Origin of the sequence: Brevundimonas sp. (assembly GCF_030682035.1) — a bacterium.
Classification (GTDB): domain Bacteria; phylum Pseudomonadota; class Alphaproteobacteria; order Caulobacterales; family Caulobacteraceae; genus Brevundimonas.
The window spans coordinates 78,752-92,840 of the sequence record NZ_JAUXQZ010000014.1 but is presented as its reverse complement, the minus strand read 5'-3'; the positions used below and the strand labels follow the sequence as shown (position 1 = coordinate 92,840).

General features: G+C 67.4%; 10 protein-coding genes. 5 read left to right on the top strand and 5 right to left on the bottom strand.

Features of this window, described 5'->3' with window-relative positions:
* Positions 1-152 precede the first annotated feature (152 nt).
* Positions 153-2,291 carry a M13 family metallopeptidase gene (locus tag Q8K49_RS02325; RefSeq protein WP_305303813.1) on the bottom strand — a complete coding sequence of 713 codons (2,139 nt, stop codon included), beginning with the start codon at positions 2,289-2,291 and terminating at the stop codon, positions 153-155.
* Positions 2,292-2,444: 153 nt separating this feature from the next.
* Between Q8K49_RS02325 and Q8K49_RS02320 the strand changes: the two genes are divergently transcribed.
* The gene (locus Q8K49_RS02320; protein WP_305303812.1) at positions 2,445-4,280 is read left to right on the top strand and encodes a cation:proton antiporter; all 1,836 of its coding nucleotides are present in this window, start codon (positions 2,445-2,447) and stop codon (positions 4,278-4,280) included.
* 233 nt (positions 4,281-4,513) lie between these two features.
* The gene (locus Q8K49_RS02315; protein ID WP_305303811.1) at positions 4,514-5,161 is read left to right on the top strand and encodes a TetR/AcrR family transcriptional regulator; all 648 of its coding nucleotides are present in this window, start codon (positions 4,514-4,516) and stop codon (positions 5,159-5,161) included.
* Between the two features lie 52 nt (positions 5,162-5,213).
* On the opposite strand, the gene Q8K49_RS02310 is transcribed toward Q8K49_RS02315, so the two are convergent.
* Entirely contained in the window at positions 5,214-6,335 is a 1,122-nt protein-coding gene (locus Q8K49_RS02310; protein WP_305303810.1) for an aromatic ring-hydroxylating dioxygenase subunit alpha, read from the bottom strand.
* A gap of 117 nt (positions 6,336-6,452) precedes the next feature.
* Between Q8K49_RS02310 and Q8K49_RS02305 the strand changes: the two genes are divergently transcribed.
* Together Q8K49_RS02305 and Q8K49_RS02300 are read left to right on the top strand one after the other, a co-directional pair.
* Positions 6,453-7,418, top strand: coding sequence for an alpha/beta fold hydrolase (locus tag Q8K49_RS02305; protein ID WP_305303809.1), 966 nt, complete (start codon positions 6,453-6,455; stop codon positions 7,416-7,418).
* A 117-nt stretch (positions 7,419-7,535) separates the two neighbouring features.
* Positions 7,536-9,653, top strand: a complete 2,118-nt coding sequence (locus Q8K49_RS02300; protein WP_305303808.1) for a transglycosylase domain-containing protein — start codon at positions 7,536-7,538, stop codon at positions 9,651-9,653.
* Here Q8K49_RS02300 and Q8K49_RS02295 read toward each other — a convergent pair.
* From Q8K49_RS02295 to Q8K49_RS02285, 3 genes are all read right to left on the bottom strand, one after another.
* On the bottom strand, positions 9,650-10,372 hold the full coding sequence (locus Q8K49_RS02295; RefSeq protein ID WP_305303807.1) for a M48 family metallopeptidase: 723 nt from the start codon (positions 10,370-10,372) through the stop codon (positions 9,650-9,652). The two genes, Q8K49_RS02300 and Q8K49_RS02295, sit on opposite strands and share 4 nt — an antisense overlap.
* Complete coding sequence (locus tag Q8K49_RS02290) at positions 10,338-11,633, bottom strand: polyhydroxyalkanoate depolymerase (RefSeq protein ID WP_305303806.1); 1,296 nt, start codon at positions 11,631-11,633, stop codon at positions 10,338-10,340. The genes Q8K49_RS02295 and Q8K49_RS02290 overlap by 35 nt, the downstream gene beginning before the upstream one ends.
* 201 nt (positions 11,634-11,834) lie before the next feature.
* The gene (locus Q8K49_RS02285; protein ID WP_305303805.1) at positions 11,835-12,461 is read right to left on the bottom strand and encodes an SCO family protein; all 627 of its coding nucleotides are present in this window, start codon (positions 12,459-12,461) and stop codon (positions 11,835-11,837) included.
* A 55-nt stretch (positions 12,462-12,516) separates the two neighbouring features.
* Between Q8K49_RS02285 and Q8K49_RS02280 the strand changes: the two genes are divergently transcribed.
* A complete protein-coding gene (locus tag Q8K49_RS02280) occupies positions 12,517-14,046 on the top strand; it encodes an ActS/PrrB/RegB family redox-sensitive histidine kinase (RefSeq protein ID WP_305303804.1) in 1,530 nt (509 codons plus the stop codon).
* Positions 14,047-14,089: the final 43 nt, after the last annotated feature.

Here is a 14,089-nt window from a genome sequence, read left to right as displayed (position 1 = left end):
GGCCCGGAGGCGTTTCGGGGAGGAAACGTCCGCTCGTCAAAGAGCGAAAGAAAGCCCGCCGCGATGTATCCCCCGCGGCGGGCTTTTTTGCATCTGGAGCCCAGGAAGCGCGCGCTCTCCCTCCCCATGAAGGGGAGGGAGAGCGTGATTTCCTACCAGATGCGGACCCGGTCTTCCGGGGCGAGGTAGTATTTGTCGTCGGGCTGGACGCCGAAGGCCTCGTACCAGGCGTCGAGGTTGCGCAGCGGACCGATGACGCGGAACTCGGCGGGGCTGTGCGGATCGGTGGCGATCTGGGTGCGCAGGGCGTCGTCGCGGTATTTCGACTGCCAGACCTGGGCCCAGCCGAAGAAGAAGCGCTGGTCGCCGGTGATGCCGTCGAGGACCGGCGAAGGCCGGCCGTTCAGCGACAGGTGATAGGCCTCCAGACCCACCGCCACGCCGGCGGCGTCGCCGATGTTCTCGCCCATCGTCAATCCGCCCTGGACGTGGAAGCCCGGCAGCGGCTCGAAGGCGTCGTACTGGGCGCCGAGGCGCGCGGTCAGGGCGTCGAAATTGGCCCGGTCCGCGGGGGTCCACCAGCTGCGCAGCACGCCGTCGCCGTCGGACTTGGAGCCCTGGTCGTCGAAGCCGTGGCCGATCTCGTGGCCGATGACGCCGCCGATGCCGCCGTAGTTGACCGCCGGATCGGCCTGCGGATCGAAGAAGGGCGGCTGCAGGATGGCGGCGGGGAAGACGATCTCGTTGTTGGTCGAGTTGTAGTAGGCGTTCACCGTCTGGGGCGTCATGCCCCATTCGTCCTTGTCGACCGGCTGGTTGAGGCGGTTCAGCTCGTAGTTCCAGCGGAACAGGCCGGCGCGCTCGGCATTGCCGAACAGATCGTCCGGGCGGATTTCCAACGCCGAATAGTCACGCCATTTGTTCGGATAGCCGATCTTGACTGTGAACTTGTCCAGCTTTTCCTGCGCGGCCGCGCGGGTCTCGGCGCTCATCCAGCTGTAGTTGCGGATGCGGTTGCCCAGGGCGGTGCGCAGGTTGGCGACCAGCTGCTCCATCTGAGCCTTCGACTCGGCGGGGAAGTATTCGGCGACGTACTGGCGACCGACGGCCTCGCCCAGCATGCCCTCGGCGAAGCTGATGCCGCGCTTGTCACGGGGGCGCTGCATCGGCTGGCCGTTCAGGTCCCGCGAACGGAACTCCCATTTGGCGTCGGCGAAACGGTCGGACAGGCGCTCGGCGGCCTCGTCAATGGTGTGGAAGGCCTGCCAGGCCTGGATCGTCTCGATCGGGGTCGAGCGATAGACGGCGGTGATCTTCGGCATGGCCGTATCCTGACGGACAATCAGGCGCGGGACCTCGCCCACGCCGACGGCGTCGTAATAGGCCTGCCACGGGAAGCCGCGCGCCTCGCGGGCGAGGCGGCCGATGGTGTATTCGTTATAGGTCTCGTCGCGGTTCCGGTTCTGGATCGGGGTCCAATGCGCCTCGGCGATTCGGGTCTCGAACTCGACGATCTCTGCGGCGGTGCTGAAGGGACGGTCCCAGCCCGCCATGGCCAGCATGCGGCCCACATAGGTGATGTAGAGCGCCTTCTTGGCGGCCCACCGCTCCTCCAGATAGTAGTCGCGATTCGGCAGGCCCAGACCAGACTGACCCGTCGAGACGACGTAGCGGTCGGGATGCTTCTGGTCGGTGGTGATGCCGGTTCCGAAGATTGAGGCGCCGAGCCGCCCTTGCGTCTGGCCCATGTAAACGGCGGCGAGATCATGGGTGTCAGCGGCGCGGATGGCGGCCAGATAGGGCTGCAGCGGCCGGGCGTCGAGCGCTTCAATCCGCGCGGTGTTCATATAGGAGCGATAGGCGTCGGCGATCTTCTGCTCGTCGGTGCCGGGCGCCAGGTCGGTGCGGGCCACAAGGGCGTCGATCATCACCTTGACGCGATTGTCCGACAGTTCGCGCAACAGGTTGAACGAGCCGTAGGAGGTGCGATCGGAGGGGATCTGCATCCGGTCAAGGGCCGCGCCGTTGGCGTAGCGCATGAAGCTCTCGCCGGGCTCAACAGAGGTGTCGCGACCGTTCAGGTCAAAGCCCCAGGTCCCGTATCTCGGCGCAACCGTTCCCTGATAACCCAGCACCGTAGCGCCGTCGGCCGGAGTCTGGAACAGTTCGAATACGGTGCAGCTTTCGTCGATACAGGCGTGGCCGTGATCCTCGCCGCCGACCTGGGCGACCGCGACGGACGCGGGCAAGAGCAGGGCGCCGAGCGCGGCGCCGATAAGCAGTTTCTTCATGGGGGTTTCCTCGACTTCGCTTCTCTCTCGGACAGCGTCGGCGGCGACCCTACGCCCCGGGTTCGCCCTGTCGCCTGAATTATTTGTCATGTGCGACGGAAACCCAGGCAGGGTGGCGTTTCAGCCTGTAGGCTGACCCTCGACGGAGGACGAATGGCGACTCAGGGCGGCGGCGGCGAATACAAGGATCTTGTGGTCTTTCTGGCTGCGGCGGGCGTGATCGTGCCGCTGTTCAACCGCCTGAAGATCAGTCCGGTCCTGGGTTTCCTCGCCGCGGGCGTGCTGTTGGGTCCGGACGGATTGGCGCGGTTCGCGAACACAGCGCCCTGGCTGTCATGGCTGACGATCTCGGATGCAACCCAGATCCGGTCCCTGTCCGAACTCGGCGTCGCCTTCCTGCTGTTCATGATCGGGCTGGAGCTGTCGTGGGAGCGGCTGCGGGCCATGCGCAAACTGGTGTTCGGCCTGGGCCTGACCCAGGTGGCGGTCTGCACGGTGGCGCTGGCGGCGGTGTTCGTCTTCATGGGACAGCCACTCGTCTCGGCGGCTGTGCTGGGCATGGGGCTGGCCCTGTCTTCGACCGCGGTGGTGATGCCGGTGATGGCCGAGCGCGGCCGGATCAAGACGACAGCAGGACGCGCGACCTTCTCCATCCTGCTGGCTCAGGATCTGGCCGTTGCGCCGATCCTGATCACCGTCACCGTTTTGGCGGCGCTCGCCCAGAGCGGGGTGGGGAGTGTCGATTTCGATCCCGCCGTTCTGAAGCCGGCGCTGTTCACCCTGATCCCGGCCGCCATCGGTCTGGCGCTGCTGGTCGTGCTGGGCCGGTTGGTGCTGCGGCCCATGTTCCGCTCGGTCGCCCGGGCCAAGGCCAAGGGGCAGGGGCAGGAGATGTTCGTCGCCGCCAGCCTGCTGGTCGTTGTCGGCGCCGGACTGGGCGCCCAGGCCGCCGGCCTGTCTATGAGCCTCGGCGCCCTGATCGCCGGCCTGTTGCTGGCCGAGACCGAGTTCCGCCGCGAAGTCGAGATCTCGATCGAACCGTTCAAGGGCCTGTTGCTCGGGGTCTTCTTCGTGGGGGTCGGCATCAGCCTCGACCTTGATGCGGTGGCCGCCGATCCGGTCGCCGTGTTTGGTCTGGCCGCCATGCTGACGCTTCTGAAGGCGGGCCTGATCTTCGCCGCAGCCCGTCTGTGGGGCCTGAACCATCGGTCAGCCGTCGAGACCGCCCTGGTCCTGGGACCTGCCGGGGAGTTCGCCTTCGTCATTCTGGGGGCCGGTCTGGTCGAGGGAATCGCTTCGCCCGTATTCACCCAGACGGTACTGATCGCCGCGACGATCAGCATCTTCACCATCCCACTCATGGCGGCGATCGCCGACCGGGTGCTCAAACACACGGCTCCGGCCGTTCCCGACCTCCCGCCTGAAGCGCTGGAGCCGCCGTCGGCGACGTCGGGGCAGGTGCTGATTGTCGGCTTCGGTCGGGTCGGAAGGCTGGTCGGCGAGATGCTGACCGAACACGGTCAGGCTTTTCTGGCCATCGACGCCAACCCCACGACCGTGGCCAAGGGTCGGGCCGAGGGCGCCAATGTCTTCTATGGCGACGCCGGACGGACCGAGATGCTGGAGCGCTGCGGCATCGACACGGCGCGGGCCGTGGTAGTGACCATGGATGCGCCGATCAAGGTCGATGAGGTGGTGGTCGCCACGCGCTCACTGCGGCCCGACCTGATCCTGATCGCCCGGGCCCGTGATCACAAACACGCCGCGCGTCTGTACGCCCTCGGCGTCACCGACGCCGTGCCCGAAACCACCGAGGCCAGCCTGCAACTGGCCGAGAACACGCTGGTCGATCTGGGGGTGCCCATGGGTCTGGTGCTGGCGTCGATTCACGAGCGTCGCGACCGGTTCCGCAAGCTGTTTCAGGAGGCCATGCCGGGCAGCGACGCCGGCCGCAGCCCGCGCGCCCTCCGCTCCACCCTGCGTCGCTGAGCCGCACCGACGGACATGAGACGCTCGCACGTTAACCGCATGACTATCCCGACTATTAATCCCGCTACCCCATTTTGGTCATCGTTACGTGATGATTGCCCCGTTCTCGCCTGACGGGCGGTGTGTCTGCGTGCCTTCGCGCCCGCCCTGATTTTCCATCGCTTCGGCGTCCAGTTCCCACGACGGTCCATAGCCGCCGCCCAGTGAGTACCAGTTTTATGCGAGATATCGCCTTGACCCCCTCCAAGACCAACGACGCCACCAGCGAGACCCCTCGGCTGAACCGCCGCCAGGCCGCCAAGGTCCGCACCCGCCAGAAGGTGCTGGACGCCGCGCGCGCCCTGTTCGCCGAGCGCGGCTATGAGCCCGCCACCATTCGCGACATCGCCAAGGGCGCCGGCATGTCGACGGGCGCCGTCTTCGCCAACTTCCAGGACAAGGCCGAACTGTTCGAGGCCGTCCTGTCGGAAGACCTGGCGAAACTGGCCGAGACCCTGAAGGCCGCCGCCGCCGCCGAGACCTCGTTGCGCGCGCGTCTGCTGGCTGCCCTGACCGCCGGCTATCATGGCTCGCTGGAGCAGCTGCCGCTGGTTCAGGCGGTCGTCGCCCGGTCGTGGTTCCAGCCGATCGCCGCCGAGATGCGCACCCGCACCGCCATCAAGCCGCTGGTCATGGTCGTCTGTGACGCCCTGCAGGCCGGGGTGCGTGAAGGCGAACTGCGTCAGGACGCGGATGTGCGTCTGCTCAGCGACCTGATCTATGACGCCTATCTGTCCAACTACCGCCGCGCGGCCTACGACGGCTGGACCATGCAGCAGTTGACGACCCAGATCGGCAAACAGGTCGACGTGATCCTGGGGGGCCAAATTTCGCGGCAATAGGCCCGGCTGGTCCAACCAAATGCTTCGAAGGCCGCGACACCCGTCGCGGCCTTCAGCTCTTCCAGCGCAATGTCGTTGGCTTCAACGGGTTAGCGAACGGCCGGCACTCGGCGCGAGACTTGATCCACTCGCGCTTGAGCTGCTGGTACCATTTCGCCTGTTTGTCGGCGTCGTCGATCCAGATCAGCGCCGGGTCATAGCGCAGGCCCTCGTTCTGCAGGTTCACCATGCCGCCGTCCTGTTTCAGGAAGGCGATGACGCCCATCCGCAGGAAGGGTTTGGCGATCCCGAACACCCAGTGGTCGGACCAGAAGATCTGGGTGATCCGGGTCTTGGTCTCGTTGATGGGGGTCAGGCAGGTCAGGGCCAGCACCTGTTTCGGTCCGACCTGGATATGCTCCCAGCGATAGCCGGGCAGGCGGAAGGTGATCTCGGTCGCGGGCGCGCCTCCGAGAATTTTGTAGGCCCGGCTGTTCGACGAGGGGGCGTGGCGCACCATGGCGAAGCCGTGTTCGCGTGGTTCGAAGGCCTTGGCCTTTTCGTGCATCGAATGTGCGGACCGCCACCACCATTGCTGATGCACATACGGTCCGTGGGCCGGGTCCATCAGGCCGACGACGGCATGGTCGACATGGGCGTCGAAATCCATCCATTCGACCATCTTCGCCCCGCCACCGACGACGCCCGGGAACAGCGGCGGTTCGTGGTCCGGATCGGACGCGGTGCGCGGGTCCGAGGCCATCCAGACAAAGACCATCCCCTGACTTTCGCGGACGGGATAGGATCGCACGCGGATGCGGTCGGCCTCATAGGGCTGGTCTTCGACGAGGGAAGGGATGGCGGCGCAGACCCCATCGGGCCGGAACCGCCAGCCGTGGTAGCAGCACTCGATGGTCTCGCCCTCGCCGGGCTTTTCGACCAGTCGCCCGGCTGACAATGGCGCGGCGCGGTGGGGGCAGATGTCGCGCATGGCATAGACCTGACCCGCGCGGGTCCGGCCGACAAGGACCGGCTCGCCGAGCAATTCATGACGCTTCAGCGAGGCGGGGGCGACGTCGCGCGACAGGGCGACGAAATACCAGGCGTCCAGCACGAATCCCTTGCCGAAAGCCGTCGAGGGGGCCTTGGCCTCGGGTGATTTCGCGGAAAAGGGGGCGCTGTCGGCTGGGCTCATGGACACAGTTTAGCGGGCTGTAGCGGTGAAGTCTTGACCGGCTGCATCCGTTCGCGCCCTCTGCGACGACCAAGGGACAGAAGCGGGCGTTTCGCCCGCCCATCGGGATCACAGACCATGAAGACCATGACCGCCCTCGCCGCCCTCGCGGGAGCTCTTTCGTTCGCCGCCGCGGCGCCTGCCTTTGCTCAGGCGCACGGCGACCATGGCCAGCCCCACCGACAGTTCCCCGCCGCGACCGCGGGTCATGGTCATGCCCACGCCGATTTCGAGTCGGGCCGGTTTCATGTCCGCGTCGATGGACCTGAGCATCCCATCGGCGATGTCATCCTGATCCCCGGCCTGTCCTCGTCGCCCGAGGTCTGGGACGGGCTGACGGACGCGCTGAAGGGCCGCTACCGGGTGCACCGCATCCATGTGCAGGGCTTCGCCGGCGCGCCGGCAGAGGACAACACCACGGGCAATGTTTCCGCCCCCGTCGCTGAGGACCTGGCCCGCTACATCGCCGAACAAGGGCTGAACAGGCCCGCCGTGATCGGCCACTCCATGGGCGGGACCATCGGCATGATGCTGGCCGCCCGTCACCCCGACAGCGTCGGCAAGCTGATGGTGGTCGATATGGTGCCCTTCATGGGCGCGATGTTCGGCGCGCCCGGTGCCACCGCCGAGAGCGTCACGCCGATGGCCGACGGCATCTACCAAGGCATGTCCACCTCGCCGCGCGAACAGTACCAGCAGCAGGCGGACGCCCAGATCGTCGCCATGGTCAACACCGAGTCCCTTCGCGCGGGTCCGCTGGAGGACAGCCGGACCAGTGACCAGAAGGTGTCCGCTGCCGCGTTCCGCGAGCTGATCGTCACCGACCTGCGGCCCGAACTGGGCCGGATCACCGCGCCAACTAGCGTGCTCTATGTCAGGTTCAACGACCCGCGGATGACCAACGACATGGTCGACGGCATCTATCGGGCCTCGTTCGCCACCCTGCCAGGCGCGACCCTGACCCGGATCGACGACAGCGCCCACTTCATCATGCTGGACCAGCCCGCGCGGTTCGCCGCCGAGGTGAACGCGTTTTTAGATTAGGCGTCCGAAGCGTCATGGTTTCGGCGGAAACGTTCCTCACAGTCTCGTGAAGATCGCAGGGGCGTTTCCGTACGTTCCGTGACCGGCTAAGACCGGGATCGGATTGGTGAGGGTTTGATGGCGGGTTCCGGCTCCAACTTCGGACGTGGCGGCGGCGCGGGCCCGAAATCCGCGCGCACGCCGTTGCAGCGCGTCATGTACTGGAGCGCCGTTCTGGGCGTCTGGGGCCTGATCTTCCTGGTCGTCTTCTTCGCCGTCTTCGCGCGCGACCTGCCCGACACATCGACCCTGTACAATATCGATCGCCAGCCCTCGATCACCTATCTGGACCGCAACGGCGCCCTGATCGCGGTGCGCGGCACCCAACAGGCCCCGCCGGCCGATCTGGACGCTCTGCCTGACTATGTACCGGCCGCCTTCATCGCCATCGAGGACCGCCGCTTCTACCACCATCCGGGCTTCGACCCCGTCGGCATGACCCGCGCCATGGCCGCCAACATGCGGGCGGGCCGGGTGGTCCAAGGCGGCTCGACGTTGACCCAGCAACTGGCCAAGAACCTGTTTCTGAGCCCCGACCAGAACATGAAGCGCAAGGTCCAGGAACTGATGCTGGCGGTCTGGCTGGAGATGAAATTCTCCAAGCAGGAAATCCTCGCCCTGTATCTGAACCGCGTCTATTTCGGCGCCGGCGCCTACGGCATCGAGGCGGCGTCGCAACGCTATTTCGACAAGAGCGCGCGCCAGCTGACCGTCGGTGAGGCGGCTCTGCTGGCAGGGCTGCTGAAGGCGCCGTCGCGCTATTCACCGGTGTCCGAAAGCGAACGCGCCGCCACTCGCGCCACTGTCGTGCTGAACGAAATGGTCGATGCGGGCGTCATCACCCCCGAGCAGCGCGCCGCCGCCGTGACCGAGCCGGTCCGCGTCTCGCGCACCCTGGCCACCCAGCACGCCCAGTATTTCATCGACTGGCTGGACAAGCAGATCCGCGAACTGGTCGGCGAGCCGACCGAGGACATGGTCGTTGAGACCACGCTCGATCTGACCCTGCAGACCCACGCCGAGCGGTCGGTCCGCCGCATTCTCGACCGCGACCGCTCCAAGGGCGTGCAGCAGGCGGCGTTGGTGGCCCTGGATGGCGAGGGCCGGGTCCGCGCCATGATCGGCGGCGCCTCATACGCCGACAGCCAGTTCAACCGGGCCACCGACGCGCGCCGTCAGGCAGGGTCCGCCTTCAAGCCGTTCGTCTATCTGACGGCGCTTGAAAGCGGCTACACGCCCGAGACGCGGGTCAATGACGCGCCGATCCGCATCGGCAACTGGTCGCCGCGCAACTATTCGGGTTCGTTCGCGGGCGAGATGACCATGGCCCAGGCCGTGGCCCAGTCGACCAACACCATCGCCGCCGGCATTGCCGATCAAATCGGCCGCGACAATGTCGCCCGCACCGCCCGTCGTCTCGGCATCACCAGCCGGATCGGGCTGGAGCCGGCGATGGCGCTGGGGGCCGTCGAGGTCTCGCCGCTGGAAATGGCCCAGGCCTTCGACGCCTTCGCCAACGGCGGAAAGCGGGTCACCGCCTATGGCATCAGCCGCATCCGCACGCCGCAGGGCCGGGTGATCTACCAGCGCGCCTCGCGGGCCGACGGGCCGATCCAGGCCATCTCCAACCCCTATCTCTACTACCAGAACCAGATGCTGCGCGGCGTCATGACCTCGGGGACCGGCCGTTCGGCAGCCATCGCCGGGCGGGACGTGGCGGGCAAGACCGGCACCACTTCGGACTATAAGGACGCCTGGTTCGTCGGCTATACCGGCGGCTTCGTCACCGCCGTCTGGGTCGGCAAGGACGACAACAGCGCGATGCGCGGCGTCACCGGCGGTTCGTCGCCGGCGGCCATCTGGCGCGGCTTCATGGAGGCGGCCCTGCCGCGCCTGAACGCCCCGGCCATCCCCAACGGCCCGGCCATGCCCGAAGGCTGGCAGCCGCCGAACCCCGTCGAGAGCCTGATCGGCCGCATCGGCGACCTGTTCGGCGACAGTCCTCCCTCCGAGGTCGATCCGCTGGACCAATCCCTGCTGGAGCCGCTTCCGCGCCAGCCGGCTCCGCCGCGCAGGAACGAGCCCGTACCGGCCATCGTGCGCCCAACCGCGCCCCAACCGCAGCGCGATCCGCCGGACCAACGGCCTGAACCGGTCCCGCCGCCGGAGAAGAAGGCCGAGCCGTTGTTCTTCTAGCGCCCCACGGCGTGTAGCGCCGGGCCGTTTTCGCGCAGCCATTTGCGATGCGGGCGGTGGTCGCCGATCAGTCGCTGGACCACGGCCCAATAGGCCGGACTGTGATCGGCGTGGACCAGATGGGCGACTTCATGCGCAGCCAGATAGTCGATCACCGCCGGCGGGGCCATGATCACGCGCCAGCTGTAGCGGATCGAGCGATTGTGCGGGCTGCACGAGCCCCAGCGGGATTTCGGATCGGCGATCGACATCTTCACCGGGCCCCGACCCGCATCCTGGCCCAGGGTGCGAAGATGGACATCGGTTCGGGTCTGAAGCGTTTCTCTCGCCACCCTTTTGAACAGGTTTTCTACCCGCCGGGCATAGGCCTCGCCCTCGCCGCCCGAAGTGATCAGGGGCCCGTCGGCGTCTTCGGTCAGCCGCGCCGCCCCCGCGCCGCCGGTGGCCGTCAGCCGGGTCGGCTTGCCGAACAGGTCGATTGTGGCTCCGGGCTCCAGCGGCGTCCCGTGCGGCCGCTCGGCCAGCCGCTCGCGCATCCAGGAGGCCTTGGTCCGGGCGAAGGCGACGACGTCGGCCAGTTTGCGCTCGGACGGCGCGATCAGCACCGCCTCGCCGGCGCGGGCGTCGATGCGGATCGACAGCCGGCGGGCGCGCGGATTGACCGACAGCCGGGCTGTCAGACCCTCAAGCGGCAGCCGCTGCCCGTTCCGGTATTGCACGCCAATCCCCGTTTTCTAGGGCCTCGTTCTTCGCGATGAAGTCGCGCACCCGCGGATAAATGTCGTCGCGGAACCGCCGCCCGTTGAAGACGCCATAGTGGCCGACCTCGGGATGAACATACAGCACCCGGTGGTCATCCTTCAGGCTCGTGCACAACGTATGCGCCGCCTGGGTCTGGCCCACGCCCGAGATGTCGTCCCTGGCGCCCTCGACCGTCATCAGGCCGATGTCGGTGATCTTCGTCAGATCGACCTTGCGCCCGCGATGCTCCAGCAGGCCGCGCGCCAGCAGATGCTGCTGGAAGACGATGTCGATGGTCTGGAGGTAGAATTCCTCGCTCAGGTCCAGCACCGACAGATACTCGTCATAGAACTCCTCGTGCTTGCTGGCCCCGTCGCCGTCGCCCGAGACCAGGTCGTCGAAATAGCGGCGATGGGCGTCGACGTGCTTGTCCTCGTTCATAGACATGAAGCTGTAGAGCTGGACGAAGCCCGGATAGACCCGCCGCCCGAAGCCCGGATAGGGCCAGGGCACGGTGTGAATCATGTTCGACTTGAACCAGGTGAAGGGCTTGGCCTCGGCCAGCTGGTTGGTCACCGTCGGCGACAGCCGGGCGTCGATCGGCGAGCCCATGAAGGTCATGGACGCCGGGCGGTTCGGATCATTGTCCTCGGCCATCAGGGCGCAGGCGGCCAGCACCGGCGGTCCGGGCTGGCAGACGCCGACGACATGGGCGCGCGGGCCGATCACGCCCAGCATGGTGCGGACGTGGTCGATGTAGTCGAAGAAGTCGAAGCGGCCTTCCAGCATCGGCACCTGACGGGCGTTGACCCAGTCGGTGACATAGACGTCGTGGTCCTGCAGGAAACCTTCGACTGTACCGCGCAGCAGGGTGGCGTAGTGGCCCGACAGGGGCGCCACGATCAGCACGGCCGGCGCCGTGGTCGGCTTGCCGGCCCGCTTCAGATCGTCGGGATGACGCGCGAACCGCACCAGCCGGCACCAGGGCGAGGACCAGATCACCTGTTCCGTGGTCCGCACGTCCTTGCCGCCGATGTCGATGGTCTCCAGACCCCAGGGAGGCTTGCCGTAGCGGCGCGTCACGCTCTCGAACAAACCGGCCGAGGCGAAGGCCGTGCGGCCGAGGGCGGTGTCCGAAGCCGGGTTGAACGGAGAACTCCAGAACTGCCGGGCCATCTGGGCCCCGAACCGGAATGGCGTCGCCGAATGATAGGCGAGCTCATGAAGCGAATAGAGCATGGAATCCTTGAAGCGGCCCCCGCCGTATGCGGCAGAGCACCATAAAACACACCGCGCTGCAAAAAGATTTAATCCTCCCCCAAGCGAAGCGAAAGGGGGAGGGGGACCGCGCGCAGCGTGGTGGAGGGGCTTGCGGCAAACGCCGGTGCGCAAGGCGGCCCCTCCACGGCTACGCGGTCCCCCTCCCCCGATGGGGGAGAACTACCCCCGCGCCATGGCCTGTTCGATGAGCCGGGCCGACCTCTCGGGCCCCAGATCGTGGCCCAGCGCGCTGCGGAACCGGCCGTCTGGGCCCATCAGATAGATCGTCAGGGAGTGGTTCATCGTATAGGCCTCGCCCTCGCCGACCTTTTCGTACACAGCGCGATAGGCGTCGGCGGCGGCCCGGACCTGGGCGGGCGTGCCGGTCAGGCCGATGACCCCCGCCGGGAAGCCGTCCGAGGACAGATAGTCCTTCAGCGCCCGGGGCGTATCGCGTTCGGGATCGACGGAGATGAAGACGATCTGGACATCGTCCGCCCGGTCGCCCAGCGCCTGCTTGGTCGCCTCAAGCATGCCCAGGGTGGTGGGGCAATAGTCGGGGCAATATGTGAAGCCGAAGAAGACCAGAGACCATTGGCCGTTCAGCAAGGTCTGGTCGACGGCCTGACCGTCCTGGTTGACCAGCTGGAACGGACCGCCGACGTCGGGCTGACCGGTGGAGGCGATCTGGCGCGAGGCGGGGTTGGTCTCGCCGCGGCCGTTGACCACCACGATGGTGATTACGGCCAGCAGGGCGGCGATGGCGATACAGGCGCCGGCGAACATCAGGATGGATCGGCGCGGCATCTTGGCCCCCCTCGAAAACGCGCACGCCCGCGCGCGTCCAGTCTATAGAAGAGGCGTGAGCCTGTCCCAAGAGCCCCAAAAGCCGCAGCTGGCGCCGCAGTCCCCGTCGCAGTTTGCGCCGGACGAACCGGGCCGCTTCCCCGGCTGGCGCAATCTGCCGCGCCGGAGCCGGGGCCTGTCCCTGCGCACCCTCGTCATCCTGCGCTGGATGGCCATAGCGGGGCAGAGCGCCACCATCGGGGTCGCGACCCTCTATTTCCATTTTGACCTGCCGCTGTGGGGCTGTCTGGCCGCCATCGCCGCCAGCGTGGCGATGAACCTGAACGCCACGGAGCGGTTGAAGCGGACCGACGGCTCCCTGCCCGACGGGGGGCTGACAGCGGCCCACCTCGGCTTTGACATTCTGCAGTTGTCGGTTCTGCTGGGGCTGACGGGCGGATTGCAGAATCCGTTCTGCCTGCTGCTGGTCGCGCCGGTGACGGTGGCGGCAGCCTCGCTGCCGGGGCGGCAGGCGGCGCTGATGGGGCTGCTCGTGCTGGCCGCGACAGTCAGCCTGTTCTTCGTATCCCTGCCGCTGCCGTGGCAGGCGGGGACCGAGCTGAACCTGCCGCCCCTCTACAAGTTCGGCATCGGACTGGCGCTGGTCACCGGGGTGATCTTTACATCGGCCTATGCCTGGCGGGTGGCCGCGGACGCCGAGAAGCTGGAACTGGCCCTGGCCACGACCCAGGACGTGCTGCAGCGCGAGCAGCGGCTGGCGGCGTTGGGCGGGCTGGCGGCGGCGGCGGCGCATGAGCTGGGCACGCCGCTGGCGACCATCCAGGTCGTGGCCAAGGAACTGCTGCGCGCCTCGCCCAGGGACGGTCCGGCCGCGGAGGACGCCGCCCTGATCCTGCAACAGGCCGAACGCTGCCGCGACATCCTCAAACGCCTGTCGCAACAGCCCGAGGAGGGCGAGTCGGCCTTCGCCGAGGTGGGCTTGAAGGCCCTTCTGGAAGAGGTGGTGGAGCCGCATCGCGGTTTCGATCTGGAATTCGAGGTGTCCGTCCGCACCGGCTCCGGCGAACCCGCGCCGCGCGTGCGCCGCCTGCCGGAGGTGATCCACGGCCTGTCGACCCTGGTCGAGAACGCCGCCGACTTCGCCGCGACGAAGGTGCGGGTGCGGGCCATCGTCGACGCCGGCTTCATCGAGATCGAGGTTGTGGACGACGGTCCCGGCTTCCCCGCCGACATCCTGCCCCGTCTGGGCGAGCCCTATGTGACCAGCCGGCCCCAGGGCAAGGCGCGACGGGCCTTGTCCGCCCAGATCGCCGCCTCGGTCGCCGCCGCCACGCCGGGCCGCAAGGGCAAGAAGGCGACGAAGTCCCAGCCCGCGCCGGAAACCATCGCCCCCAGCCAGGGCGGCATGGGGCTGGGTTTCTTCATCGCCCGCACCCTGCTGGAGCGGACCGGCGGCAAGGTCTTTGTCGGACCCGGCGACGGCGGGCAAACGCCGGCCAAGGGCCAGACGGCTGTAAAGGGATCGCCGAAAGGCGCGCGGGTCGCCGTGCGCTGGCCCCGACCCGCGCTGGAGGTGTCGTCTTGATGTCGCACCCCCGTCGTGAACCTTGACCGCAGGCCCGCCGTTA

Bases quoted from the DNA above. Each gene is read 5' to 3' on its own strand.
- Q8K49_RS02305 (WP_305303809.1), top strand. From the start codon at position 6,453: ATGAAGACCATGACCGCCCTCGCCGCCCTCGCGGGAGCTCTTTCGTTC.
- Q8K49_RS02300 (WP_305303808.1), top strand. From the start codon at position 7,536: ATGGCGGGTTCCGGCTCCAACTTCGGACGTGGCGGCGGCGCGGGCCCG.
- Q8K49_RS02310 (WP_305303810.1), bottom strand. From the start codon at position 6,335: ATGAGCCCAGCCGACAGCGCCCCCTTTTCCGCGAAATCACCCGAGGCC.
- Q8K49_RS02320 (WP_305303812.1), top strand. From the start codon at position 2,445: ATGGCGACTCAGGGCGGCGGCGGCGAATACAAGGATCTTGTGGTCTTT.
- Q8K49_RS02325 (WP_305303813.1), bottom strand. From the start codon at position 2,291: ATGAAGAAACTGCTTATCGGCGCCGCGCTCGGCGCCCTGCTCTTGCCC.
- Q8K49_RS02290 (WP_305303806.1), bottom strand. From the start codon at position 11,633: ATGCTCTATTCGCTTCATGAGCTCGCCTATCATTCGGCGACGCCATTC.
- Q8K49_RS02285 (WP_305303805.1), bottom strand. From the start codon at position 12,461: ATGCCGCGCCGATCCATCCTGATGTTCGCCGGCGCCTGTATCGCCATC.